Consider the following 26,224-nt stretch of genomic DNA (forward strand, 5'->3'; position numbering starts at 1 on the left):
AATGAAAAAGTTCGTGTTAATTTTATCCTTGTTGTGTCTGCCTTTTCTGGCCAGCGGTTGCGGCTCCGATGATCGGGCCGAGCTCACCGTTTATAACTGGGGCGACTATATGGACCCGGAGGTCATCGCCCAGTTTGAAGACGACTATAATTGTCGGGTCAATTACGAAACCTTTACCTCCAATGAGGACATGTACGTCAAGGTCAAGAATTCATCCGATACCTATGACGTACTGGTACCCTCTGATTATATGATTGAGCGGCTGATTCGCGAAGAGATGCTTAGGCCCATCACCAAAGACAATATCCCCAATCTGGCTAACATCGATGCCGCGGCCCAGGATCTGGCCTTTGATCCCGGCAATCAATACTCGGTCCCCTATTTCTACGGGGTTTTAGGAATTGTCTATAACACCGCTCAGGTCACCGATCCGGTGGATAGTTGGGATATTCTCTGGAATGATAAATATGCTTCCAAAATCTTAATGTATGACAGCATTCGCGACAGCATGGGCGCCTCACTAAAACGGCTCGGTTTCTCCATGAATGAAACCAATGAGGCTAACATCAATGCCGCCAGGGATGCTCTAATTACCCAGAAACCGCTGGTTATGGCCTATGTTACCGATAATGTCAAAAGCCTGATGGCCAGCGGTGATGCTGCTATGGCCGTGGTCTATTCCGGCGATGCGGCCATTATCATGAGTGAAACCAACAACCTTGATTTTGCGGTTCCCAAGGAAGGTTCCAATGCCTTTTATGACAATTTTGTGATCCCCAAAAATGCCAAGAATCCGGAACTGGCCGAACAATTCATCAATTTCATGCTAACCCCGGAAGTTGCCGCTAAAAATATTGAATACGTCGGTTACTCCTCTCCGAATACGCCAGCTCTGGCGCTGCTTGATTCAAGCTGGTCAAACAATGCCGGTTTTAACATCAGCCCCGAAGATCTGGCTCGCAGTGAGATCTTTATGGATCTGCCTAGTGATATCATGGAAATCTATAACCGGGCCTGGACCGAGATTAGTGTCTCCAAATAACAAAACAACCCAGCTGGAAATAACTCTGGCTGGGTTGTTTTAGTTGCGAGACCAATTGTTACCGACTCTTATGGCATCAACTCATTCTAGTCTTCCAGAAGTCCGATCCATTTGGGGATCGGAATAGCGCCGCCAATCACTGCACCAATAGTCATCGGAATGATGCCGTTAATCGGAAAGCACATCAACAGCAACAAAATCACTGCCAGGGGTTTTCGCATAACCGTAGCTGTTAATGCCGCTGTTACTACTGCCACACAAAAGATGGGATCAATGGGAAGCATTAAGGCACAGGCATAACCAATGGCGATCCCCGAAAAAATGGTGGGGAAAATATTTCCACCCCGCCAGCCCATTTGGTGGCAAATATTGCCCATTAGAAGTTTAACAATCCCAGTTAAGAGCAGCACTGCAAAACCCAAGCCCTGCCAGGAATTCATCACCTCAACCATTTCGTGTTCACCGGAAAACATCGTGTAGGGCAGAAAAATTCCGACGCCGCCAAGAATCACACCGCCAAGAATGCTCCGAATCAGAATTTTTTGCGCCAATGGTTTAATCGCGACTTTAGTCATTTTTTGAAATAGATAATAAAGCATTCCCGCTGCTACCCCAACCAGTGCCAGAGGAATCGCTGCTGCCCATTCTACTGCCGTCATTTTTTGGATGGCTGGGAAGTGTCCCAAACCCAGCCGCCCGCCAAAAAGATTCTGGAGGATGGTTAATGCCCCATAACCGCTGAGAATGCCAACGAAATACATCATTATTTTTAAATTTTTAGGGATCACTGCTGGTTTTTCTTCATCTTCTATTTGCTCTACAAAGGCAAAAAGCGGTGCCCCAAAGATAACGCCGATGGTGGCGGCCATACCAATCTGCGGTAGCTCATCTGTTTCTGAAAGGATAAATTTAAAGCGGTCGGAAAACCAGAAACATAACCCCACAATCACGCCGGTTAAACCGGCTTCCGGGCCCAGACTCCCCCCAAATATCAGTGGTAACAGGGCTGAGATACCAATGATGTGTAGGTTATTATAGGGGATCTTATTCCCTTTTTTAACCGTTTTTAAAATTTCCGCCATTTCCCGGGGATAGGGACCAAACCGTTGCTCCCAAAGCCCGATGAGTAAACCGCCAATGGCACAGACCACCACCGGATACAAAGTGAGATTGACCGCATTTTTAAGATCCTGCCATAATAAATTGATACCCAGGTTCATCATAAACAGCAGCCCCCAGGTAATCCCACCAATTGTGCCACCCAGTATCGCCACAAATAAAGTCATTACGGCAGTTTCTTTAAATTTAAGCCCCACGGTATCCTCCTGTCAATTCGTCTTACGCTTGTCCATTGATGAATTGCACTCTGTTTTTTCCAAATTCTTTGGCTTTGTACATGGCGATATCAGAATAGTTCAACAGCTCCGTGGCCGTGACCCCATCTCGGGGATATCTTGCAATGCCAAAGCTAGCACTAATATTTAAGTTCATATTTTCGACCACAAAGGTCTCTAACAGAGCCATTCGGATTTTTTCAACATACTCAAATATTTCCGCTTCACTGAGATCGCGCTGGATAATCAAAGTAAACTCGTCGCCCCCTAAACGCCCGAGCATATCCTGCTGTAAAACGATTTTCTTTATTCTGTCGGCAATCGATTTCAGCAATAAGTCGCCGATATGATGCCCTTTATAATCATTGATCTTTTTAAAACTATCCAGATCAATAAATACCACCGCAAAAGGCGCTTGTTTCTCCTGGGACTGTTCTACCAGATAATCAAGCTTGTTGACAAGCATTTCCCGGTTTGGGAGTCCGGTTAAAACATCGGTATATGCCAGGTAATTAAGCCTAACTTCACGCTGTTTCATTTTTCTGTTTAGTTCTCTAAGCTTTTGGTTCTGCTCTAAAACTTCTTTTTCCGAATTTGCCAGTTCATCGTAGAGAACACTCAGTTCTTTTTTTTGTGCTGCAACTTCTGCCAAATTACTATCAACCCGCTTGCCATAAAATGAAATAATACTGATGATAATGATCGTGCTAAGCGGCACCATAATTCCTGGTATTGCCTCTAAATTGCCGGCCCCCAAGACGATAATGATCCCCACAAACGCTGAAGCCAGAAGATTAATGGCCACCCCAATCCGATAGCCCTTTTCTTTTGCTATCACCACCAGGCAAACCGAAATCATCACCTGGAGCTGAGCCACAACACCGGCAATATTACTAAAGGATGAAAACCGTACTTGCAGAAAAATGACCGTAAAATACAAAAGCAAACAAATACCGATTTTGATTCGTGAAAACTGCTTACTTTCATCAAGGGTTCTTTTCTTCTCAATATGATGATCTGTGAAATCCGCAACATTTCTAATTTTTTCCATGAACTCCCTCCTGGTACTGATTTCTAAAGTTCTACACACTTTTCTCTGATACTTTATATAATCATCTACCGGTTTTCTTACGCCCAAGTAGAATCTGGTCTAATCCTATTCCAAATTGATCGGTCTAGCCTTCTTTTTTGTCTTGGGATACTTTTTAGCTGTCAAATTTTACGATCATCCCTTTTCTTTCTTCTTGATCCAGAATCATCGGGGCGCCGATAGCCCAGGCTTTTACATCGTTCGCATCGTCTTTGCCGATTGTAAAAACACACTTTATTTTTCACTTTTCAATTTTTGTAAGTTTTATTTTCTCTCATTTTAACACAGATAGATACCCTAAACAATGCGTGGCATTCACTGTGGCAGTTTTTTTGCTACTTTATATTTTTCAGGTATTTAAAACTAATCTTAACCACTAAAAAAACTTTGCAGTGGCTGCGTGAGTCCGTCTGCAAAGTTTTCTTTTGATTTACTTTTGTTGTTCCAGTCGCTTTATGCTTAGCAGCTACCGTTAAGCATCACGTGACTAATACTTGTCATCGTCATCGAGAATAATGTTGGGTTCAAAGGACGTCTCTTTATCTATTCTTACTACTTCCTTTTCCCCAAGTTGGTTTTGAGTTTTTGGCGATTGCCCAACCGTTTTTAAGTCGAAGGCACCAACCATTTGTTTTAGCATTTCGGCCTGACCGGACAATTCTTCACTGGCGGCGGCACTCTCTTCCGCTGTAGCCGAATTTGTTTGTACCACCTGGGAGACCTGTTCAATGCCCTGGGTGATCTGGGCTATTTCAGAAGCCTGATCGTTAGATGCCTGGGCAATATTACCGACAATATCGGATACTTTCTCGATCTCATTGAGTATTTCTTTTAGACTTTCTGCCGTTTCATCAGCAATGGAAGTTCCCACTTCCACCTTGTCGATCGAACCTTCAATCAGCCCGGTGGTTTCTTTTGCTGCTTCAGCACTTCTGGCTGCCAGCGTTCGAACTTCTTCCGCTACGACAGCAAAACCTTTTCCATGCTGGCCGGCCCGAGCCGCTTCTACCGCAGCATTTAAAGCCAGAATATTGGTTTGGAAGGCAATGTCATCAATCACTTTGATGATCTTAGAAATACTGTTGGATGATTCGCTGATATCATCCATGGCTGTTACCATTTTTTCCATCTGACCATTTCCAACTTCGGCGTTTTTTCGTACTCTGACAGCTAATTCATTCGCCTGATTGGCATTCAAAGCATTTTTCTTCGTCTCATCTGCCACTTCTTCAATCGATGCCGTTAATTCTTGAATCGCACTTGCCTGCTCAGTGGTCCCCTGTGATAGATTCTGTCCACCATCTGAAATCTGTCTGGCGCCCATTTCCACCTGACTGGCGGCGTCATTGATTTCTTTCATGGTTTGGCTAAGTTTATCATTGATTGTGTTGAGTGATGTTTTAATTGGAAGAAAATCACCAAGATACTCACTTGTAATTTCCTGGTTTAAACGACCTTGTCCCATCGCTTCAAGGGTTGATGAAATTTCATCGACATATTGTTTCAAAAACTCAATCGTCTGATTTAAGGCCTTCTTAATTTGAGCATGATCGCCCTTATAGTTACCTTCCATACCAATCTGCAGATTTCCCGTTGATAATAAGTTTAGCGTGGCGGCTGCTTCTTCTACCGGCTGTATAATCGTATCCAAAGTCTGATTAAATCCATCGATGACCTTTGCGAATTCTCCCTGGAATTTAAATGCGTCACCGCGATTTTTTAGATCCCCTTCAACTGCGATACTGGCCATATTTTCTGTTTCCTGAACCAGGCTTAGAATATTTTCAATCATAGCAATCAGACTTGGGTTAAGGGTATCATTTTCACTTCGTTTGCCAATCTGTTTCAAGGTATCCAGATCATCCATCTCACCAGCGGCGATATGAGTCGCAACATTGACCACCCGAATCAAGCGCTCATGAACAGCATTGATGGCTTTTGCAATATCCGAGTAAATTCCCAGATATTGTCCCGTCATTTCTTCGGAATAATCATTGACGCTCATCTTTTCAAGAATGCGTTTCCCTTCCGTTAATCCACCTAAACCATCAATACAGATATTTAAATTACTTTTGATAATGTTAAAATCACCATTGTAGGAATCTGTGATTTTTTCGGGGATAATACCTCGACTGATCTGTTCGACATAGTCGGCGGCCAGATTCAGTGGACCAACCACCGCATCCAGAGTGGCATTGACGCCTTCAACAATCTGCTTATAACCACCGGTAAATCGATCTGCGTCCCCTCTCGTGCTCAATCTTCCTTCTATTGCGGCAACAGAAAGCCTATTTGCTTCGTCGATTAAGGCACGTATAGTTTCGATGATCCGTTTAAGTGCTGGTGCCAATTCATCCTGATCATCCCTTAGCATAATATCAGCGCTGACATCGCCAGCAGACACATTGTTTAAAGTTCCTACAATCACCGTCTGGATGCTCTCTGAGAAGGTATCCATGGCATCCGCCATTTCCCCGATTTCATCGTTTCGATTCATTTTAAGACGTATCGCAAAATGTCCCAGGTTCATCTCTTTTAGATTCTCTGAAACCTTTTGAATCGGTTTTCCAATAATCCTACTTAAGAAGATCCCCAAAGTAATGGCAAAGATCATCCCCAAGATTGTGATCACCGCCATCGCAATCCATGCACTATGGGTATCACTGGTGTTCATACTGAGTTGCATTGCTCCGGACTCCATTTTTAATCTAATGACATTCATTAATTTTTCATTTGTGATCGCTAATGCTGTAACCAGTTTCCCATCTTCATCGAGTAAAGCCAATGCCTCACTATCCTGATTGGTCTGAGCCAGTGCAGATACCTGATCGATCAGCTTTTCACTTTCTACAACCGACGCCTCCAGTTCAGAAAAGGCAGCACTAACATTATCTTTTACAATTGTACTTTTGAAAGCATCTAAATCCGAACGAATATCTTCTTTAATCAGTTCGATATCTTTAGCATCTTCTTTAATGGCTTCCAGATCAGATTCGAGTATCATATCTGCCAGTTCGAATTTTGTTTTCTCGAGCGCTACATTAAGTAAACCCGTATTAATGTGAGCATTCGTAACATTGTCGTAAGTTTCGATATAGGACTCATTGAGTTTAATTAGATTATACACCCCAATTGAACCACTGACCCCCGAAACTAAAGCAATCAGAACAAAACTAAGAACCAGTTTCTTTTTAATCTTCATGTCATTTAACCATTTCATTGTTTATTAATCTCCTTATTCTGTTATAACAAAAATTCTTGAGCTATTACTAATTCACTATCATTATAACGTCTATCCTATCTTAAATCCATTCAAATTTTTAAAAATTTATAGCACCATCGCTTTATTTATTTTGTGTTTTGATCAAAAAAGAAAACTCTGCAGCGGAATGCTCTGCAAAGTTTTCTTCTCTTCCATTTTTTAGTTTTCAAACTCTGTTGTTTCAGAAGCTATATGCTACTATAAACCACGTCATCAAACAATCGATAAATACTCAGAGTTTTTTTAATCACTGCGCGTTTTAATCAAGTTTTATTCGTAATAAATTTCATCAATCGCACAGCCCGCCGGGACGATCGGGTAAACCCCTTCTTCGTTGGAAATCTTGACATGGACAAGCAGTGGCCCGGGTTGATCTTTGATCGCCTCTAGGGTTTCTTCCAGCTCAGCCATATTAGTAACCTTGTAGCCGGGGATTCCGCTAGCCGCCGCCAGCATGATGTAGTCAGTGCATTGAACAATATCGGTTTGGGCATAACGTTTATCACTGAAGAGCTTCTGCCATTGTCTGACCATCCCCAATGACTCATTGTCAAACAGGAAGATTTTTAAGGGGATCTGGTACTTGCTGACAGTAATCAGTTCCTGACAGTTCATTCGAAAACTGCCGTCTCCGGCAATTAGCAACACATCCGCATCGGGATTGGCCAGTTTAACGCCGATCGAAGCCCCCAGACCATAACCCATGGTCCCTAAGCCGCCGGAGGTTATAAATTGTGCCGGACGCAAGACATTCCAGTACTGTCCCACCCACATCTGATGCTGCCCGACCTCGGTCACCACAAAGGATTCCGGATAAGCAGCGTTGATGGTATTAAGAATATTTTTGGGATGATAATCACCTTTCTCAGTACAGGGGATGATCCAATTTTCAATTTTTTCATACCATTCCGGATAGGATTTTTCTTCAATGTCTTTAGTCAATAAGGGCAATACATCTTTAATATTTCCCTGAATCTGAATTTCAGCCGGAATATTTTTAGCAAACTCAGTGGGATCAACATCAATGTGGATAATCGTTTTATTGCGGACAAAGGCATCGCAATTGCCAGTGACGCGATCACTAAACCGGGCACCGATGGCAATGAGCAGATCGGAGTTGATGACTGCCAGATTCGTTTCCTGGAAGCCATGCATACCCACCAATCCCAGCGAAAGTTCATGATCTCGGGGAATGCCGCCTAATCCCATTAAGGAGTTGGCCACCGGAATTCCGGCTTTTTCGGCAAATGCCAATAGTTCTTCATGCGCCTTGGATTTAATCACTCCGCCACCAGCATAAATAACTGGGCGTTTGGCCGCATTAATGGCGGTAACCGCTTCTAATATCTTTGCTTCTTTAATATCCGGATAGATCTGACGCAACTTTGGAATAAACATTTTATGGTATCCGGTTTTGGTCAGAAAGATGTCTTTGGGAATATCGATTACAACTGGACCGGGTCGTCCGGACTGAGCGATAACAAAGGCCTCCCGGATGGTATCGGCCAGGTCTTCTACATGGGTAACCAAATAATTGTGCTTGGTAATCTGCATAGTCACGCTACTGATATCAATTTCCTGGAAGGAATCCTTGCCCAGCAAAGGTGAAGCAACCTGTCCGGTAATCACAACCAGCGGCACGGAATCCAGATAGGCATTGGCAATCCCAGTGATGGCATTGGTTGCACCCGGTCCGGAAGTCGTAATCGCGACTCCTACCGTATCACTGGTTCTGGCATAGCCGTCAGCAGCATGGACACCATTTTGTTCGTGACAGGGACCAATTTGGGTAATCTCGTGATCAAGCCGATAAAAGGCATCGAATAATGGAATCACAACGCCACCGGGGAATGAAAAAACATGTTTGATCCCCTGTTCTTCCAGACATCGGACGGTGATCTCCGATCCTAATAATAATTCTTTGTTATTCAAATTTTCACTTCCTTTCTACTATTGGTTGAGATTTATAGGGTTGTAGGGGTGGGTCGTACCCGCCACTGCAACCCTTTATATAAAACATTGATTGTTTATTTTTCAAAGACGGCACCGGTGGAGGCCGAAGTTACCAGTCTGGCGTAGCGGGACAGATAGCCGGTTTTTATTTTTGGTTCCAGTGGAACCCAGGCCGCTTTACGCTTGGCCAGCACGGCATCATCCACCTTTACAGCAAGGGAACGATTGACAATATCAATGGCAATAATATCCCCTTCTTCGATCAGGCCGATGGTGCCGCCGGCGGCGGCTTCAGGGGAGACATGTCCGATGCAGGCACCGCGGGTAGCTCCAGAGAAACGGCCGTCGGTGATTAAGGCCACCTCTTTATCTAAGCCCATACCAGCAATAGCGGAGGTTGGGAACAGCATTTCCCGCATTCCCGGGCCGCCTTTAGGACCTTCATAGCGGATAATCACCACATCACCAGCTACAATTTTGCCGGCTTTAATGGCGCTCGTCGCTTCTTCTTCAGAGTTAAACACCCGGGCTGGGCCTTCATGTTTTAGCATCTCCGGCGCTACCGCCCCTTGTTTTACCACGCCGCCGTCTGGGGCCAGGTTACCAAAGAGCACGGCCAGACCACCGGTAAGGCTATAGGGGTTTTCCAAAGGTCGAATAACCTCCGGGTTTTTATTAAAGACACCGATCAAGTTTTCAGCAATTGTTTTGCCGGTTACTGTCATCAGGCTGGTATCAATCAGATTGGCATCGGCCAGCGTTTTCATCACAGCCTGAATGCCACCGGCATAGTACAAGTCTTCCAGATGGTGATTTCCGGCTGGTGCCAGCTTGCACAGATGCGGAGTTTTGGCAGAAATCTCGTTGACTTCCTGAAGATCAATGCAGACCCCAGCTTCGTTAGCGATGGCTGGTAGATGGAGGATACTGTTGGTGGAACAACCCAGGGCCATATCGCAGGCCAGGGCATTTCTAAAGTTTGCATCCGTCATTATATCCTGGGGTTTAATATCCCGTTTCCACATTTCCATCACCTGAATCCCGGCTTTTTTAGCTAGCCGCACCCGTTCAGCAAAAACAGCGGGAATGGTGCCGTTGCCAGGCAGACCCATCCCCAACACTTCGGTCAGGCAGTTCATGCTGTTGGCAGTAAACATCCCAGAGCAGGAACCACAGCCGGGGCAAACAGAATCTTCAAAGGATTTAAGCTCTTTTTCATCAATTTTGCCGGCATTAAAAGCTCCCACCGCTTCAAAGGCGGTATTTAAGTCCGTGTCCTTTTGTCCGACCGCTTTACCGGTAAGCATTGGCCCACCACTGACGATTACAGCGGGAATATTGATCCGCGCTGCCGCCATCAGCATGCCGGGAACAACCTTATCGCAGTTGGGAATCAAAACCAGCGCATCAAGAGAATGAGCAGTGGCCATGACTTCAATTGAATCGGCAATCAGTTCCCGGGACGCCAACGAGTATTTCATCCCCACATGACCCATTGCAATCCCATCGCAAACGCCGATGGCTGGAAATTCGATGGGGGTTCCCCCAGCCATCCGTACCCCTTCTTTGACAGCTTTAGTAATGGTATTTAAATGAATATGTCCAGGAATGATTTCATTAAAGGAATTGACTACACCGATTAAGGGTTGCTCCAGTTCTTCGTCGATATAACCCATAGCTTTAAATAAAGAACGCTGGGGAGTCGTTTCGACGCCTTTTTTTACACGATCACTTTTCATTTGATATCCTTTCTTTTGTGGTTTTGATCTTGTCGTTTGCGGGTGGTTAATAACCGCCCCTACAAACCATAAGTCTTTTATAAATTATCGATAATTTTTTGACCCATTTGAGTGGTGCCTACCAGGGCCATCCCGGCTGAGAAGATATCACCGGTGCGATAGCCTTGAGCCAGGGTTTTTTTTACAGCAGCTTCGATGGCATCGGCTTCGGCAATCAGATCCAGGGAGTAACGCAACATCATCGCCACGGATACGATCGTCGCAATGGGGTTGGCCTTGTCCTGATTCGCAATATCCGGAGCGGAACCATGGATGGGTTCAAACATTCCGAATTTGCCATCGGCCATACTGGCTGATGGCAGCATTCCGATCGAACCGGTAATCATGCTGGCCTCGTCAGATAAGATATCACCAAAAAGGTTACCTGTAACAATGACATCAAACTGTTTGGGGTTGATAACCAGTTGCATGGCAGCATTATCAACATATAAATGGTTTAGTTCGACCTCGGGATAATCCTTGGCCACTTCTTCGACACAGCTTCTCCAGAAACGGGAAACTTCCAGAACATTAGCTTTATCCACATTGGTTACTTTTTTATCACGCTTCATGGCAATTTCAAAGGCTTTTTTGGCAATCCGCAAAACTTCCGGCCGGGTGTATTTCATGATATCCCAAGCCGCAAAATCGCCGTCCCGGCCTTTTTCACCAAAATAAACATCTCCGGTCAGCTCCCGAACCACCATAATGTCGAGGCCTTCGCCAATGATTTCCGGTTTTAAGGGACAAGCGGCTTTTAATTCTTCATAAAGGATGGCTGGTCTCAGATTAGCATAAAGGCCCAGGCTTTTTCGCAGGCCCAACAAACCGGCTTCTGGTCGTTTGTCACCGGGAAGATTGTCCCACTTTGGTCCACCCAGGGCCCCTAGTAAAACGGCATCGCTGTCTAAACAGATGTCCACAGTTTCCTGAGGCAACGGGTTATCACAGGCATCTATGGCAGCACCACCGGCCAACACTTCGGTATAGTTAAAGGTGTGGTTGAACTTTTCGGCAATTTTATCTAAAACCTTGATACTGGCCCCGACAATTTCAGGGCCGATTCCGTCTCCGGGAATTACAGCTATTTTATAATCCATTTGTTCTCCTTATTATGTTTACGTATTTTTAGGCATTTGCGGGCGGTTAATAACCGCCCCGACAAAACGATACGAATCGTTTTGTCTAATATTGCTCCCGTTCCTCATCATTTAACAACTTGTACTCAATCGAGTCGATCAGAGCGATCAGACTAGCTTCAATAATATCGGTAGAAACTCCGACATTGGTCCAGATATCGACCCCGTCGGAACTCTCAATTAAAACCCGAACCTTGGAGGCGGTAGCGGACTTTGAATCGATGACCCGAACTTTAAAGTCGGTGAGGCGCACCTCGCTGATTTTTGGATAAAAAACTTCCAGCGCTTTTCTAAGCGCCTTATCGAGGGCATTGACCGGGCCGTCGCCTTCGGCGGCATTGATTTCCGATTGACCATCGACATTGATTTTTACCACGGCGGAGGAACTGAGAGCATCCTTGGTGTGGGTCTGTTCCCCGATAGTTTTAAAATCTTCTAGCGTGAAGAACGGCTTGTGCAGCCCCAGTTCCTTGCGAATCAGAAGCTTGATGCTGCTTTCGGCGCCTTCAAACTGATACCCCTGGTACTCCAACTCTTTAATGCGATCCATCACGCGCGTGGTTTCTTTGGATTTCTTGGTCAGACTCGGGTCTACTTCGTTCATCAGCTGAATGATCGTACTGCGACCAGAAACCTCGGACATTAAAATCCGTCGTTCATTTCCCACCGCCTCTGGTGAGACATGCTCGAAGGAAGCCGGGTTCTTCATAACCGCATCAATATGCATGCCACCCTTGTGGGCAAAGGCTGATTTCCCCACAAAAGGTTCGCGCCCAGTAAGAGCATAGTTAGAAATCTCGGCAATCCGAATCGCAGAAGATGTCAGCTTTGCAAGTTCAGCATCCGCCAGACAGTGAAAGCCCATTTTTAGCTGAAGATTTGGAATGATGGTCGCCAGATTGGCATTTCCACAGCGTTCACCATAGCCCAGGAAGGTTCCCTGAACCTGACGGGCCCCAGCATGAACAGCCATCAGTGAGTTAGCCACGGCCAGACCGCTGTCATTATGGCAATGAATCCCCAGCGGAATTTTTAACTTCTTTTTCACATCGGTGACAATTTCCTGAATTTCATGCGTCAGGGTACCACCGTTGGTATCGCAGAGAGCCAGACAATCGGCTCCCCCTTGCTGGGCTGCCAGCAGGGCTTCGATGGCATAGGCCGGATCATTTTTATAACCATCAAAAAAATGCTCGGCATCAAAGGTCACGTCTTTGCCCTGAGCCTTTAAATAGGCCATTGTTTCTTCGATCATTTTCAGATTTTCGGCCAGCGTCGTTTTAATAATATCCGTGATGTGGAAGGTCCAGCTTTTACCAAAGATGGCTACCCCCGGGGTCTCTGTTTCCAGGATTGCCCTTAGATTGGCATCATCCTCTACAGCAATGCCGCCCCGTCTAGTGCTGCCAAAGGCCACCAGCTTAGCATGTTTTAATTGGATACCTTTAATCCGATTAAAAAACTCAATGTCTTTTGGATTCGAACCGGGGTTTCCGGCTTCAATATAATCAATCCCCATTTTATCCAGCGTTTCCACCACGCGGATTTTGTCTTCAACTGAGAAAGAGATTCCCTCGGCCTGAGCCCCGTCTCTGAGTGTTGAATCAAAGACCAATATTTTTTCTGACATTTTAGTTTCCCTCCCTTATCACGAATTCTTACTTTCTTGTTCCTTACTTTCTTTACTTTGGCTGTCTTTTATATAGTGCATCTGGTTGACAGCGTCCACATAAGCTTTTAAACTGGCATCGATGATGTCGGTACTCAGTCCCCGACCATGGTAGACATTGGTGCCGTCAGATATTTTCACCTGAGCTTCGCCCTGAGCGTCAGTTCCGTCAGTAACGGCAGTAACCCCATAATCAATCAGGGTCAGATCACAGTCGACTAATTCGCTAATGGCTTTAAACCCGGCACTAATCGGTCCGTCAGCCAGCGATACCCCTTCGATGAGATCACCATTTTTCCGAAGCCTGATGGTCGCGGCGGTGGAAATGGTGTTCCCGGTACTAATGACAAAACGGTCCAGGGAATAAACTTCCGGAATCGCCAATTGTTTTTGTTCCACCAAAGCCAGAATATCTTTATCAGAAATGACTTTTTTCTTATCCGCCAGAACCTTAAACTGACTGAATAAATCCAGAACTTCTTCGTCGTTTAAGGTATAGCCCAGGGACGTCAGTTTATCCACAAAAGCATGCTTACCGGAGTGTTTACCCAGCACCATTTTATTTTCTTTTAAGCCGATCGATTCCGGCGTCATGATTTCATAGGTTTCTTTATTGGCCATCATTCCATGTTGATGGATTCCCGATTCGTGGGCAAAGGCATTTTCGCCGACAATGGCTTTATTCGGCTGTACCCGAACCCCAGTAAGCTTAGATAATAAACGACTGGAGCGATAGATTTGAGTGGTATCGATATTGGTATCCACCTGGTAAACATCATGACGGGTTTTTAGTGCCATCACAATTTCTTCCAGCGCTGCATTACCTGCCCGTTCGCCGATCCCGTTAACCGTACACTCTACCTGGCCGGCACCGGCCTGAATGGCAGCTAAGGAGTTGGCCACACCCAAACCTAAATCATCATGAACATGAACCGAAATAGTCGCCTTGTCAATATTGGGGACGTTGTTGCGGATGCCCTCAATAAACTTAAAATATTCACCGGGGGTAGTATAACCCACCGTATCCGGGACGTTAACAATGGTAACCCCCTGATTGATAACCCCTTCTAAGACCCGGTATAAAAACTCCGGCCGGGTTCTGGAGGCGTCTTCAGCAGAAAACTCGACCTCACCGCAAAGATTTCTGGCGAATTTTCCCATTGCGATGGCTTTTTCCAGCACCGCTTCCGGTGACATCCGCAGCTTGTACTCCATGTGAATATCCGAGGTCGCCAAAAAATAATGAATTCGGGGGTTAACGGCGCCTTTTAACGCCTCATAGGCGGTGCTTATATCTTTTTCCGTACTGCGGGCCAAACTGGCCACGGTGGCATTTTTAATCTCATTAGCAACCAACTGAACCGACTCAAAATCACCAGGCGATGCAATGGCAAATCCGGCTTCAATGACGTCAATTCTCAGACGTTCGAGTTGTTTCGCCATCTCTAATTTTTCTTTCAGGTTCATACTGCAACCCGGTGACTGTTCCCCATCTCGAAGGGTGGTATCAAATATCTTTACGATTCTGCTCATTGCATCTCCTCCTAATTATTTTGTTTTTTTGTTTTAAAAAAAGGCAGAAGGTCTTCTGCCTTTTTTAAGTCTGTTATGTTGAAATGTTATTTTTTAATCCAGGACATCATGGTTCGTAATTCAGCGCCAACTTTTTCAACCTGAGTTTCTGTTTCAATCCGTCTGACGGCATTGAAGTATGGTCGGTTAGCCTGGTTTTCAAGGATCCAGTTACGGGCAAAGGTACCATCTTGAATATCATTAAGAACACCCTTCATGGCTTTTTTGGTGTCTTCAGTGATAATTTTGCTACCCGTAATGTAATCGCCATATTCAGCGGTGTCACTGATCGAATAACGCATATAACCGAGTCCACCCTGAACTACTAAATCGATGATCAGTTTCATTTCGTGAACACATTCAAAATAGGCGCTTTCTGGTTGGTATCCGGCTTCTACCAGGGTATCAAAACCAGCTTTCATCAGGGCCGTTACACCGCCGCAAAGAACTGCTTGTTCACCAAAAAGGTCAGTTTCGGTTTCTTCTTTGAACGTTGTTTCAAGGATGCCGGCACGACCGCCGCCGATTCCGGAAGCATAAGCTAATCCCAGATCATGAGTATTGCCTGATGGATCCTGATAAACTGCAATCAGGCAGGGAACCCCTCGGCCTTCCTGATATTGACTTCTGACTGTGTGTCCTGGTCCCTTTGGTGCGATCATAAAGACATTGACATCAGCAGGGGGAATGATCTGGCCGTAATGAATATTGAAACCATGAGCAAAAACAAGGCTGTTGCCAGCTTCAAGGTTTGGTAAAATGCTTTCTTTATAGATCGCTGCCTGTCTTTCATCGGGAAGAAGAATCATGACGATATCCGCTGCTTTTGTGGCCTCAGCTGCGGTCATAACTTTGAGTCCTGCTGCTTCAGCAATTGGCCAGGATTTGCTGCCTTCATAAAGACCAACAATAACATTCACACCTGATTCTTTTAAGTTTAGTGCATGGGCATGTCCCTGACTTCCATATCCAATAATTGCAACTGTTTTTCCATCGAGTAACCCCAGATTACAATCTGTGTCATAAAATAGTTTTGCCATTTTTTAATTTCCTCCTTGAAATGTTTTAATAGTTTAATCATTATATAAATTCACTTGATGTGACCATTATATACCTTCTTTATCATATGCGAAACTAAAAAAATCCGCCTCTGTAAAAAAACAGAGGCGGATATAAGTATCCACGGTACCACTCTAAAATTAAAATAATTTCACAATTATTTCCTCTTCTGGTCTGAACGCAAGGCGAACCTAACCATAGTCATTTAACGTTGACATCCCGGACGGGATTACGGCCTTTCCTACTAATTGGGTAAATTTTCAGGTTGGCAGCTCGCAAGTGAGTATTACATACCATCGTACTATTGGAATTACACCATCCTCCAACTCTCTTAAATACAATCTTTGGTATCTTTCTCTTGGTCATAGCCGTTACTTTATTTAATTATTTTAGTCATTATATCTATTTATTTTGCCTTTGTCAATCACAAAATAGGAAAGAAATAATGATATCGGTTTCTAGTTTAAACCTTTATAAAAGCAGCACTTATACCTCTGTGATCTCATATTCCTTATTACCCAGACCCAGCTTGACAGCATGATCAACACTGACCTTCCAGTTTGTCTCCGGGTGAACCAAAGTGAATACATCCAGTTCCAACAGATTTTGAAATTCATTTTCGACAATCCGTTCTTCAGCATAGCTACCCCTAAGAATCCGGGCCTTGTTACAGGCATCCGCACAGGCCATATCCAGTGCTACCGGATCCATCGATGCGAAGATACCAACATCCTGAATGATTGGTAGATCGTTCTCGACGTGACAGTCACAGTTAGGCGAAACATCGATCACAAAACTGATATGGAACTGGGGACGGCCGTCTACCACAGCCTTGGTATACTCGGCGATTTTTTTATTTAGGATATCATTGCTTTCATCGTATTTAGGTGAGATGGCATCAAAAGGACAGACCCCGATACAGCGGCCGCAGCCCACACAGATATCGTGATTGATGCTGGCTTTGCCATCCGCCTGTCGATATGAAATAGCCGCAACCGCACAGATCTTGCCACACATTTCACAACTTCGACACTTCTTTTCCTTAACAAAGGGTTTACTGCTGGAATGCATTTCCATTTTTCCCCGCCGGGAACCGCATCCCATGCCAATGTTTTTCAATACGCCACCAAAGCCGGTACTTTCATGCCCCTTGAAATGGGTCATCGAAATAAAAACATCCGCATCCATAATAGCCCGGCCGATTTTAGCTGAAGTCACACATTCGCCGCCTGTAAGTGGCACCTCAATGTCATCAGTTCCTTTCAGACCATCGCCAATAATGACATGACACCCCGTAACAAAAGGGTTGTAGCCATTCTCGTAGGCCGCATCCAGGTGTTCCAGAGCATCTTTTCGTCGTCCCACATAAAGGGTATTACAATCGGTGAGAAAGGGTTTCCCGCCTTTTTCTTTAACCATATCGACAATGACTTTGGCATAATTCGGTCTGAGATAAGCCAGGTTTCCCGGTTCACCCAGATGAATCTTAATGGCCGCAAATTTGTTTTCAAAATCGATGTCGGTCATGCCCGCGGCGGTGACAAGTTTTTCCAGCTTTTTTAAGATATTGTTAGAACCAGTTGTCCGTAAGGTTGTAAAATACACCTTTGATTTGTTACGCATCTTTATTTCTCCTATTCTCAAAAAAATCTTTTAATAATTCTTCACATACCTGTTCGCAGATTCCGGCATAGATTTCCATATTTTTGGGGAGCATCGGGTGTTGTCCCAGCCGGGCTGTGGACTCCACGCCTCCGAATTTCTTTTCGGTAGCACCATAAACCAGCATGGGAATTCGAGCCTGAATAATGGCTCCCATACACATCACACAGGGTTCGGCAGTGACATAGAGCTGGCAATCATCCAGCCGCCAGCGCCTGAGTTTTTTTGCCGCGGCCCGGATTACCAACATCTCGGCATGGGCAGTGGGATCCGCCAGGCATTCTTTTTGATTATGGGCCCGGGCAATGATTCTGCCCTCGCAAACCAGCACCGCTCCGATCGGAACCTCGCCCTGGGCCGCCCCTGCTTTTGCAGTCTCAATCGCCACAGCCATGATTTTCTGGAGGTTGTTTTTTTTGTTGATCGATATCACCTCCTTTATTAAAAGGCAAGGCGAACCTGCCTGGCAAACAATGTCTTCAGACAACGTTGCGGGCGGTTGATAACCGCCCCTACAAACTGAAGGGGTTTAACTTGTACAAAAAAGTCATGCATTATCCTGTAGGGGCGGGTAGTACCCGCCCGCAAACGTTAATCTTATGATATATAGTAGCTTATAAATAACAATTCACAAAATCAGAAGCGAAAGACTGATCGGACTATCAACCCCCAGCCCCATTGTCCATAGCCGGTTCGGGGATTATTGGCTGACTGTTTTTGCACCGGTTGAGGATTGGGCGCCGGTTGAGGCGTTATTCCAGCGGTAACGTTAGGGGTATTGATGGCCACCATAAAACGGTCCGCACCGGCATTTTGTAGATAACTGATAAATGCTTCATCACAGGCCGAATACTCATTGATGACAGCGGCATCCTGTAAACCCGGGTAGTCGCTGCTGGTGGCCAGATAGTTATTGCAGGCGATGGTGTAGTAATGGTTTGGTTCTAAATCCGTGCCACCAACCTGAGCCGAAAAGACCCGCTCGCCCATCGTTTTAGTTAAATCATACTGGGCGGTGATGCCGCTCCATTGCAGATAGCTACCACTATTACTGGGCCAGGAATTATCATTCTTGTCGTTGGCAATCTGGTTATTAATGCCGATTTCAATACTGGTTTCCAGCATTTTTTTAAGATCAGCACCAGTCACCGACTTGGTCACCAGATAATTGCCAAAAGGCAGTACGTCAATAACCTGACCCTTATTAATATCCCCGGCAGGAATTAATGCCCGGATTCCTCCGGCATTTTCAACTGCGATATCAGCACCGGTGATAAAACGGTAACTATCAGACAGAGCTCTGCCCAGATTCAGCTCACCCAACCGGATATCCTGCCAGATATTATCAGTGGTACCACCCAGTTTTACCGGGGTATTTCCCACTACCTGTTTCTTAATCGGGTCTTCCCGGGCTTCAATTTCTGCCGTTAGAGCCGCCACGATCGGATCAGCCGGAATGAGCTCATCTGTTGCCTGAGCTACCGTTGTCAAGCTGGCGGTTTGATCTAAAATAGAATAGCTGACATCCTCGGGATCAGGCTGTTCATCATTTGCATTCAGGATGATCTCAACCTCACCGACCGCACTAAAGAAACAGCCGGTTTGAACAATCAGGGTGCCATTGACTTCTCGGTTTTCGACATCATGGGTATGGCCATCGACAATCACATCGATTCCCGGCGCACCCTCGGCAATGGCATCACTGCGCATTAAGGTCCCGTTATCTGAATCCCCGATGTGGGTCAGGGCGACAATCACATCACACCCTTGTGCATCCAGCGTCGCCACATTCTGCCTGGCATTGGCAATCACCGATTCCTGCGTGCCGAAGCTCAGTCCGGCCACATTGGCCGGGGCCGTATCCGAATAGATATCCGGGCTGATCAGCCCAAACACACCAATTTTAATCACTCCGCCATCGGCGACTATTTCTTTGATTAAATAGTCGTCACTAAAGAAGGGATTCCCCGCGTCGCTGTACGTCACGTTACTGCCCAGAATTCTAGTATTGGCCATGGTAGCCAGTTCCAGCAGCCGAGCGCTGCCATAATTAAAATCGTGATTCCCCGGTGCCATCGCATCATAGCCCACTGCGGCCATCAGCTCTGCAATGGAACCACCGGTTTCAATCGTGGCAAAGGACTGTCCATGAAAAATATCCCCGGCATCAACAACAAGATCGGGACTTTTCTGATTGATGATGGTTTTTAGTTTGGCAAAACCAAGGGTATTGTTTTGGGTACTATACATGTAACGGGAATGAATATCATTGGTGTGGACAATCCTCAGGGTGATGGTCTGATCATCATTGACCGTTGCTGCCAGGGCTGTTGTTCCAAAACAAGTAAACACAAGCAGTAGCATCACCACCAGGCTTAGTTCTTTTTTCCAGTTTTTCATGGGTACACTCCTTAATTTTATCTTTGATTTCACTTTATTGATATCTTTTTTTATTATATCTCTTTTAGCAAAAAATAAAAAGTACAACTGCTAAAAGAGATCAACTAAATAGATTATAAACAAAGGCTCACAAACAGATGCCGTTAGCATCTGTTTGTGAGCCTTATTTAGTCTTTATGAGTTACCCTACACGCTGAATTCGCTGGATTAGGCATCCTCTAATAGTATCGAGTAGAGCAATTTTTTTGAATAAGGATTATTAACCTGCCCGATTTCTTTAACCGGACATTGCTCCACTACCTTGCCTTCGTAAAGAAAGAGAACCGTATCACAAAAATAAGTAATCGCCGTCAAATCATGGGTAATAAAAACATAAGTCAGATTAAATTACTTTTGAATAGTTTGGAGATGTCTATTTCACCGAATTGATTAAGACTATTTATTCTATATGCAGGACCGATTTGCCAGTATATCGCAATAGTGCCTTGCAGATCGCAGTGGTGAGAATACCCGCCACAATGGCTTCCGGGATGCCGTTAATAGCAATTACCGAAAGAATCACCCCATACAGGGTCGAAACAGCCACATCTTTAACTTCAGCATAACTTTGTCCAAAGAATAGATAAATAAAATTCATTACTAAAAGAGTGTTGGTCAATGATCCTGCAACACCGGCAAAACCAAGAGCCATAACATCATTACTTTTTACTTTTTTCATTCCCCGATAGACATAATGGGGTACCACACCAACAAGAATTCTGGGTACAAAACAAATCACTAAACTCCAGAAATTACCAGAGTAGGTTCCCAGGGAATAAAACGGAGTAAACACAAAAGATGTCACTGTGGGATTAAAGGTATTGTTGATTAAGCTGGTCAGCCCAAAAACAAAGCCCAAAAAGGCGCCATAAAATGGTCCTAACATAATGCTGCCAATAATGACGGGGATGTGAATAATGGTGGCTCGGGTAAATCCCAAAGGAATATAGCCAAGAAACGGTGTTACTGCCAACAAGACGATAATCGCCACAAAAAAGGATAGTTTGACCAAATCGTTGGTCTTTGGATTTTTCATATTTACCTCCCGCTATCGTTCCAGTCACGCCGGATACAATGCATCTTTATTTTAACGCCTTTTTTACTTAAATTCAATAAAAAATTCATTTAAAACTTATATTTACTCCTGACCCTCGGATTTGGTATAATGATTATGAAAATAAATGAAAACAGTTGGAAAAGGAAAACCGATGAAAAATATATTAAGAAATAAAACCGTTATTCTGGGTATTACTGGAAGCATCGCCGCTTATAAAATGGCCAATGTAGCCAGCAGCCTGACCAAAATGGGTTGTGATGTTCAGGTTATGATGACAAAAAACGCCCAGGAATTTATCGCCCCCCTGGTCTTTGAGAGTTTAACTGGTAATAAGTGTATTGTTGATACCTTTGACCGCAATATCCGTTATGACGTGGCCCATATTAGTCTGGCCAAACGGGCCGATCTTTTTATGGTGGCACCGGCTTCGGCCAATGTCATCGGTAAAATCAATGCTGGAATTGCCGATGATATGCTCACCACCACCATCATGGCCTGTCACTGTCCCAAACTCATTGCCCCGGCTATGAATACCGCCATGTACGAAAACCCGATTGTCCAGAATAATCTAAAAAGCTTAAAAAAGCTGGATTACAAGATCATCGATCCCGCTGTCGGCATGCTGGCCTGCAAGGATGTGGGGGCCGGAAAACTACCGGATGAAAAATTACTAATCGATCATATTCTCCGGGAAATTGCCTTTTTCCATGATCTCAAAGAAAAAAAAATTATCATTACTGCCGGACCAACCTGCGAAGCCATCGATCCAGTGCGCTATATTACCAATCATTCCAGCGGTAAAATGGGTTATGCTCTGGCCCAGGCGGCCATGCTCCGGGGTGCCGAAGTAACCCTTATCAGCGGCAAAACGTCTCTCACCCCACCAGCCTTTGTCAACCTTATCCCGGTTGTGACCGCCAGTGAAATGTGCTCCCAGGTGATGGATCATTTTGAAGCAACTGATATTGTCATTAAAGCTGCCGCTGTTGCCGATTTCAAGCCGACCGAAGTAGCCACCCAAAAAATAAAAAAACGGGACGGACAACCGGTAATTAACCTGACTCCAACCATTGATATTTTAAAAACCATCGGCGAAAAGAAACGTTCCGATCAGTTTATCTGTGGCTTTTCGATGGAAACGGAAAATATGATCGAAAATACCCGAGAAAAACTATGTTTCAAAAACGTGAATATGATGGTAGCTAATAATTTAAAAGAAAAAGGAGCCGGTTTTAATACCCCTACCAATCGGGTAACCATAATGACCCTTGAAAAAACTGAAGCACTTCCGCTCTTATCCAAGGATGCGGTGGCACACCGGGTTCTCGATGCGATCGTGGATGAACTGTAATGACGATTACCCAACTGAGTCATGTTGCTATGGAAATGGGGGTTATCCTCCTTGCCAACGGTGCTGAAACCTATCGGGTGGAAGAATCGATGCATCGGATCTGTCTTGCCCTTGGTGCCAAAGAGGCAGAAATTTTCGTTGTGCCGACCACCATTATCATCTCTGTTACCCTGGAAGGCGAAGTCCCCCTGACCCGGACCCGTCGGATTCATTCCCGAAAAATCGATTTGACCAAGGTATCTGAACTCAATCATTTATCCCGGCAAATCTCTTATGAACCCACCAATTATAAAAAACTGGTGGCCGAAATTAAACGCATTGATACCATCCCTTCTTATCCTTATTATCTTCACGTCTTAGCTTTTGCCTTTATTTCCCAAATGTTCACGCTTTTTTTTGGGGGAAGTTTTATGGATAGCTGCGTGGGGTTTGTCATTGGATTAGGAATAAAGCTGCAAATGGATACCATGCGTCGCTTTCAGGCCAACATTTTTTTCACCCATATTGTCGGTGGTCTGATTGCCTCAACCGTTGCTCTAGCAGCTTTGGGCTTGGGATTTACAAGCAATATGGATACTATTATTATTGGCTCTATTATGACCCTGGTGCCCGGGCTGGCGATCACCAATTCGATCCGGGATATCATTGCCGGTGACTATCTTTCCGGACTGGCCAAGGGTGTTGAAGCGCTGCTCATTGGTGCCGCCATTGCCTCTGGAGTAGCTGTACCTTTAAGTTTATTACGACCATTCTGGGGAGGTTGAAATGATGGATTATCTTACTCCTTGCTTATATGCCTTTGGGGCATCCCTGGCCTTTGCCATTGTGTTTAATATCCCCCGAAATAAACTGCTGCTTTCAGCCTTCGGGGGGATGCTGGGACAACTGGTTTACGTAATTTTTCAACTAGTTATTACTAATGATGTCCTTCCCTATCTACTGGCAACCATTGCGATCTCCCTTTATGCCGAAGTACTGGCCCGCTTAACTAAATCACCAACCACGATTTTTCTGGCCGTGGCCCTGATTCCCCTGGTTCCCGGGGGCGGCATCTACTATACGATGCTCTATTTCATTAACGGCGAGATTGATCTTGGTATCTCCACCGGCGTTCATACCATGCTGATTTCCGGCGCATTGGCGGTGGGCATTATTATGGTCTCTTCAACCGTTAATCTGGTGCGTAAGGTGATGCTAAAAGGTCGATCAAAAATAGGAAAGAAGTTAAAATATGGGAAAAAAACTTAGACTATTTTTTATTTTAGTTGTGCTGGTTGCTTTGATAGTTGCAATTTGGGGTTGTTATCCCCACCCCAGCGAGGATAATACTAAAATGGCTGACTATAAAACGCTTGAATCTGCCCCCCTGTCACCAGTTGTTAGCCCGCTTTCCCCTCAAACTTTGGCTTGTCAAACTTTTATCGATAATCAACTAACCTCTCCACAGGGTGGCATTTATACCAATTATCAGAGCACAAGCCAAATCGGAGACTTATCTACCGGTCATGAAATTCTTTCCGAATCGATGGGTCTACTATTGGAATATGCCCGATTAACCGAAAATCAACCGCTTTTTGATGAAACCGCCGATTATATCCAAACTCATCTGATCATCGATGCTATTTTGTTGTGGCGTATTGTTGAAAACGGCGATCTGATTACCGATGTTTCGGCGACCATCGACGACCTGCGGATTTACCAAACCCTGACCCAGGCAAAAAAAAAATGGCCGCTTAATGATTCTGCTACGAAAATCTTTGAAACGCTGGAAAGTCAGTTACCAACAAAGGGATTTCAAAATGGTTATCTGGTCAATTACTACAGCGCCGGCAGCCCCACCGAGGATAAAACCGTGGAGGTGGCCTATTTAAATCTTGCTGCCATCCAAACCCTAGCGGCTGCCCGTCTTGAAACCGCTGAGGCAGTCGAAATAAATCAGCAGATTCTGCTGGGTAGCTTTATTAGCGAAACATTGCCCCTCTACTATAAAAGCTATGATCCGCAAAAGGGAACATATCGCAATACAGGCGGAAAGGTCAATATTCTCGATAGCCTGATGGTGATGCAAAATCTGGCTGAAGTTGGCCTTTATTCCCCCCAATCCCTTTACTGGCTGGAAGAAAAAATTATCAGCGGCACTCTTTATTCTAATTATGATCCCCAAACCGGAGCTGCCCTGGATACCCAGGAATCTTCTGCCGCTTACGGCATTGCCGCTCAGATTGGTGCTGCACTGGGGAATGATCGTTTAACTGAGCACGCTTTGACACAGCTTAAAAAACATCAGAATGCCGATCAGACAAGTCCTTTCTATGGCGGTTTCGGCTACAACGATAACGCTTACTCCTATGATAACCTGCAGGCCCTGCTGGGTCTGGTTTATAATAAATGATCACACGCACCAGGATTCCCTAACGCTTCCGTACCGACCAATTGTTAATCTGTTGTTCGCCACGCCATGCGAAATCCGCTTTGCTCCTTTCGCATTGGTCGCGGGCAGTCGCCAACTATAAGCAAGCTAATGATTGGCTCGTTGCCTTCGCGAAGAATCGGACAGGCTTTGCCGTGTCCGCTCCGATGCGTACAACATGAGATAACAATTGTCGGTACTACTTTAGCTTTTTTTATATTTCAGCGACTCCCACTCGCTCGCTAAAAATCGATAGATTAGAACAGGAAGAAAGTGAGTAACCATGAGAAAAATAAAAATTATGATTCTTTTTGGAACCCGGCCGGAAGCCATCAAAATGGCGCCTTTGGTAATTGCTTTAAAAAAAGATCCTCGTTTCCAGACCCTAGTAACCCTGACTGCCCAGCACCGGGAAATGCTCGATCAGGTGCTAAATCTTTTTGACATCACCGCGGATTATGATTTAAACCTGATGAAGCCCGGCCAGACCCTTTCCTATCTTACCGCCAGTATTCTCAACGAGCTGAAACCGATATTGGTAGCCGAGTCCCCGGATATGATTCTGGTTCATGGCGATACCACCACTGCTTTTGCCGCAGCCCTGTCTGCTTTTTATGAACAGATCCCGATTGGCCATGTAGAAGCCGGTTTGCGGACTAAAAATAAATACTCCCCTTACCCGGAAGAAATGAATCGGACCCTCATCAGCCAGTTAGGAGACCTGCATTTTTCTCCCACCACCGGCAATCGGGATAATCTGATCCGGGAAGATATTTCAAAGACCCAAATTGTGATTACCGGGAATACGGTTATCGATGCTTTATTAATGACTGTAACAGAGAGCTACCATTTTGAAAACCCCATTCTTAACACCATTGACTACAAAAATAAGCGGGTGATCTTATTGACCTCTCACCGCCGGGAGAATATCGGTGCGCCGATGGAGCAGATCTTCTCAGCTATCCGCGAACTGGTTCTGACCAATTCGGATATTGAAGTGGTCTTTCCCATGCATCCCAATCCGCTGATTGCCGAAACAGCCTTGCCGCTCCTTGCTGATCTTGATCGGGTTCATATTCTGGCGCCCCTGGATTACGGCGAAATGTCCAACCTGATGGGCCGCGCCTACTTGGTTCTTACGGATTCCGGTGGCATTCAAGAGGAAGCCCCGGCACTGGGCAAACCAGTGATCGTGCTACGCCACGAAACTGAGCGCCCTGAAGCCGTCGCCGCCGGCACGGTCGTCATGGGCGGTGTTGATAAAAACGAAATCATCCGCATCGCTCAGCATCTGCTGGATGACCGCGAAGCTTACCAAACCATGGCTCATGCCGTTAACCCCTATGGTGACGGTCAAGCAGCCCAGCGGGTCTGTGCAGCCATCGCTAATTATTTTTAGACCCTAAA

General features: G+C 45.2%; 19 protein-coding genes. 6 read left to right on the forward strand and 13 right to left on the reverse strand.

The genetic code is table 11. The features are described from left to right. The first annotated feature begins 1 nt into the window (after nt 1). The gene (locus ACIZ62_RS12455) at nt 2-1,042 is read left to right on the forward strand and encodes an ABC transporter substrate-binding protein (RefSeq protein WP_414150251.1); all 1,041 of its coding nucleotides are present in this window, start codon (nt 2-4) and stop codon (nt 1,040-1,042) included. Nucleotides 1,043-1,128: 86 nt separating this feature from the next. Here the strand turns inward: ACIZ62_RS12455 and ACIZ62_RS12460 are convergent, their stop codons facing one another. The 13 genes from ACIZ62_RS12460 to ACIZ62_RS12520 form a co-directional block, all read right to left on the reverse strand. Then, nucleotides 1,129-2,358 (reverse strand): chloride channel protein, encoded by a 1,230-nt coding sequence (locus ACIZ62_RS12460; protein WP_414150252.1) that lies wholly within the window; start codon nt 2,356-2,358, stop codon nt 1,129-1,131. 22 nt (nt 2,359-2,380) lie between these two features. Beyond that, nucleotides 2,381-3,427 carry a diguanylate cyclase domain-containing protein gene (locus ACIZ62_RS12465; RefSeq protein WP_414150253.1) on the reverse strand — a complete coding sequence of 349 codons (1,047 nt, stop codon included), beginning with the start codon at nt 3,425-3,427 and terminating at the stop codon, nt 2,381-2,383. 526 nt (nt 3,428-3,953) lie between these two features. After that, the gene (locus tag ACIZ62_RS12470; protein WP_414150254.1) at nt 3,954-6,686 is read right to left on the reverse strand and encodes a methyl-accepting chemotaxis protein; all 2,733 of its coding nucleotides are present in this window, start codon (nt 6,684-6,686) and stop codon (nt 3,954-3,956) included. A 312-nt stretch (nt 6,687-6,998) separates the two neighbouring features. Further along, nucleotides 6,999-8,660 carry a biosynthetic-type acetolactate synthase large subunit gene (gene ilvB, locus ACIZ62_RS12475; RefSeq protein ID WP_111889461.1) on the reverse strand — a complete coding sequence of 554 codons (1,662 nt, stop codon included), beginning with the start codon at nt 8,658-8,660 and terminating at the stop codon, nt 6,999-7,001. A gap of 95 nt (nt 8,661-8,755) precedes the next feature. After that, the gene (gene ilvD, locus ACIZ62_RS12480) at nt 8,756-10,420 is read right to left on the reverse strand and encodes a dihydroxy-acid dehydratase (RefSeq protein ID WP_414150255.1); all 1,665 of its coding nucleotides are present in this window, start codon (nt 10,418-10,420) and stop codon (nt 8,756-8,758) included. 77 nt (nt 10,421-10,497) lie between these two features. Then, a complete protein-coding gene (gene leuB / locus ACIZ62_RS12485; RefSeq protein WP_322519428.1) occupies nt 10,498-11,559 on the reverse strand; it encodes a 3-isopropylmalate dehydrogenase in 1,062 nt (353 codons plus the stop codon). 85 nt (nt 11,560-11,644) lie between these two features. Beyond that, nucleotides 11,645-13,228, reverse strand: a complete 1,584-nt coding sequence (gene cimA, locus ACIZ62_RS12490) for a citramalate synthase (protein ID WP_111889458.1) — start codon at nt 13,226-13,228, stop codon at nt 11,645-11,647. A gap of 18 nt (nt 13,229-13,246) precedes the next feature. After that, a complete protein-coding gene (locus ACIZ62_RS12495; RefSeq protein ID WP_414150256.1) occupies nt 13,247-14,800 on the reverse strand; it encodes a 2-isopropylmalate synthase in 1,554 nt (517 codons plus the stop codon). Nucleotides 14,801-14,886: 86 nt separating this feature from the next. Continuing rightward, a complete protein-coding gene (gene ilvC / locus ACIZ62_RS12500; RefSeq protein WP_111889456.1) occupies nt 14,887-15,879 on the reverse strand; it encodes a ketol-acid reductoisomerase in 993 nt (330 codons plus the stop codon). 505 nt (nt 15,880-16,384) lie between these two features. Then, nucleotides 16,385-17,521 carry a DUF362 domain-containing protein gene (locus ACIZ62_RS12505; RefSeq protein WP_414150257.1) on the reverse strand — a complete coding sequence of 379 codons (1,137 nt, stop codon included), beginning with the start codon at nt 17,519-17,521 and terminating at the stop codon, nt 16,385-16,387. After that, nucleotides 17,514-17,993 carry a nucleoside deaminase gene (locus tag ACIZ62_RS12510; protein ID WP_414150258.1) on the reverse strand — a complete coding sequence of 160 codons (480 nt, stop codon included), beginning with the start codon at nt 17,991-17,993 and terminating at the stop codon, nt 17,514-17,516. The genes ACIZ62_RS12505 and ACIZ62_RS12510 overlap by 8 nt, the downstream gene beginning before the upstream one ends. Before the next feature lie 203 nt (nt 17,994-18,196). Then, complete coding sequence (locus tag ACIZ62_RS12515; protein ID WP_414150259.1) at nt 18,197-19,960, reverse strand: bifunctional metallophosphatase/5'-nucleotidase; 1,764 nt, start codon at nt 19,958-19,960, stop codon at nt 18,197-18,199. Nucleotides 19,961-20,399: 439 nt separating this feature from the next. Next, the gene (locus tag ACIZ62_RS12520; RefSeq protein WP_414150260.1) at nt 20,400-21,035 is read right to left on the reverse strand and encodes an ECF transporter S component; all 636 of its coding nucleotides are present in this window, start codon (nt 21,033-21,035) and stop codon (nt 20,400-20,402) included. A 172-nt stretch (nt 21,036-21,207) separates the two neighbouring features. On the opposite strand from ACIZ62_RS12520, the gene coaBC reads away from it, so the two are divergent. From coaBC to wecB, 5 genes are all read left to right on the forward strand, one after another. Further along, nucleotides 21,208-22,407, forward strand: coding sequence for a bifunctional phosphopantothenoylcysteine decarboxylase/phosphopantothenate--cysteine ligase CoaBC (coaBC, locus tag ACIZ62_RS12525; RefSeq protein ID WP_414150261.1), 1,200 nt, complete (start codon nt 21,208-21,210; stop codon nt 22,405-22,407). After that, nucleotides 22,407-23,171 (forward strand): threonine/serine exporter family protein, encoded by a 765-nt coding sequence (locus ACIZ62_RS12530; protein WP_111889452.1) that lies wholly within the window; start codon nt 22,407-22,409, stop codon nt 23,169-23,171. Before coaBC ends, ACIZ62_RS12530 begins: the two co-directional genes overlap by 1 nt. Nucleotide 23,172: 1 nt before the next feature. Then, entirely contained in the window at nt 23,173-23,655 is a 483-nt protein-coding gene (locus ACIZ62_RS12535; RefSeq protein WP_414150262.1) for a threonine/serine exporter family protein, read from the forward strand. Continuing rightward, a complete protein-coding gene (locus tag ACIZ62_RS12540; RefSeq protein ID WP_414150263.1) occupies nt 23,639-24,799 on the forward strand; it encodes a hypothetical protein in 1,161 nt (386 codons plus the stop codon). The genes ACIZ62_RS12535 and ACIZ62_RS12540 overlap by 17 nt, the downstream gene beginning before the upstream one ends. Nucleotides 24,800-25,100: 301 nt before the next feature. Further along, nucleotides 25,101-26,216: a non-hydrolyzing UDP-N-acetylglucosamine 2-epimerase gene (gene wecB, locus ACIZ62_RS12545; protein ID WP_414150264.1), complete on the forward strand. Its 1,116-nt coding sequence runs from the start codon at nt 25,101-25,103 to the stop codon at nt 26,214-26,216. The last annotated feature ends 8 nt before the right edge of the window (nt 26,217-26,224 follow it).

The sequence above is a fragment of the Acetobacterium carbinolicum genome, from assembly GCF_047456275.1.
GTDB classification, from domain to species: Bacteria; Bacillota; Clostridia; order Eubacteriales; family Eubacteriaceae; genus Acetobacterium; species Acetobacterium carbinolicum.

What these genes read in the sequence shown, in the direction of transcription:
- ACIZ62_RS12455 (WP_414150251.1), top strand. Translation starts at nt 2, where the DNA reads ATGAAAAAGTTCGTGTTAATTTTATCCTTGTTGTGTCTGCCTTTTCTG.
- ACIZ62_RS12465 (WP_414150253.1), bottom strand. Translation starts at nt 3,427, where the DNA reads ATGGAAAAAATTAGAAATGTTGCGGATTTCACAGATCATCATATTGAG.
- ACIZ62_RS12470 (WP_414150254.1), bottom strand. Translation starts at nt 6,686, where the DNA reads ATGAAATGGTTAAATGACATGAAGATTAAAAAGAAACTGGTTCTTAGT.
- ilvD (WP_414150255.1), bottom strand. Translation starts at nt 10,420, where the DNA reads ATGAAAAGTGATCGTGTAAAAAAAGGCGTCGAAACGACTCCCCAGCGT.
- leuB (WP_322519428.1), bottom strand. Translation starts at nt 11,559, where the DNA reads ATGGATTATAAAATAGCTGTAATTCCCGGAGACGGAATCGGCCCTGAA.
- cimA (WP_111889458.1), bottom strand. Translation starts at nt 13,228, where the DNA reads ATGTCAGAAAAAATATTGGTCTTTGATTCAACACTCAGAGACGGGGCT.
- ACIZ62_RS12495 (WP_414150256.1), bottom strand. Translation starts at nt 14,800, where the DNA reads ATGAGCAGAATCGTAAAGATATTTGATACCACCCTTCGAGATGGGGAA.
- ilvC (WP_111889456.1), bottom strand. Translation starts at nt 15,879, where the DNA reads ATGGCAAAACTATTTTATGACACAGATTGTAATCTGGGGTTACTCGAT.
- ACIZ62_RS12505 (WP_414150257.1), bottom strand. Translation starts at nt 17,521, where the DNA reads ATGCGTAACAAATCAAAGGTGTATTTTACAACCTTACGGACAACTGGT.
- ACIZ62_RS12515 (WP_414150259.1), bottom strand. Translation starts at nt 19,960, where the DNA reads ATGAAAAACTGGAAAAAAGAACTAAGCCTGGTGGTGATGCTACTGCTT.
- ACIZ62_RS12520 (WP_414150260.1), bottom strand. Translation starts at nt 21,035, where the DNA reads ATGAAAAATCCAAAGACCAACGATTTGGTCAAACTATCCTTTTTTGTG.
- coaBC (WP_414150261.1), top strand. Translation starts at nt 21,208, where the DNA reads ATGAAAAATATATTAAGAAATAAAACCGTTATTCTGGGTATTACTGGA.
- ACIZ62_RS12530 (WP_111889452.1), top strand. Translation starts at nt 22,407, where the DNA reads ATGACGATTACCCAACTGAGTCATGTTGCTATGGAAATGGGGGTTATC.
- ACIZ62_RS12535 (WP_414150262.1), top strand. Translation starts at nt 23,173, where the DNA reads ATGATGGATTATCTTACTCCTTGCTTATATGCCTTTGGGGCATCCCTG.
- ACIZ62_RS12540 (WP_414150263.1), top strand. Translation starts at nt 23,639, where the DNA reads ATGGGAAAAAAACTTAGACTATTTTTTATTTTAGTTGTGCTGGTTGCT.
- wecB (WP_414150264.1), top strand. Translation starts at nt 25,101, where the DNA reads ATGAGAAAAATAAAAATTATGATTCTTTTTGGAACCCGGCCGGAAGCC.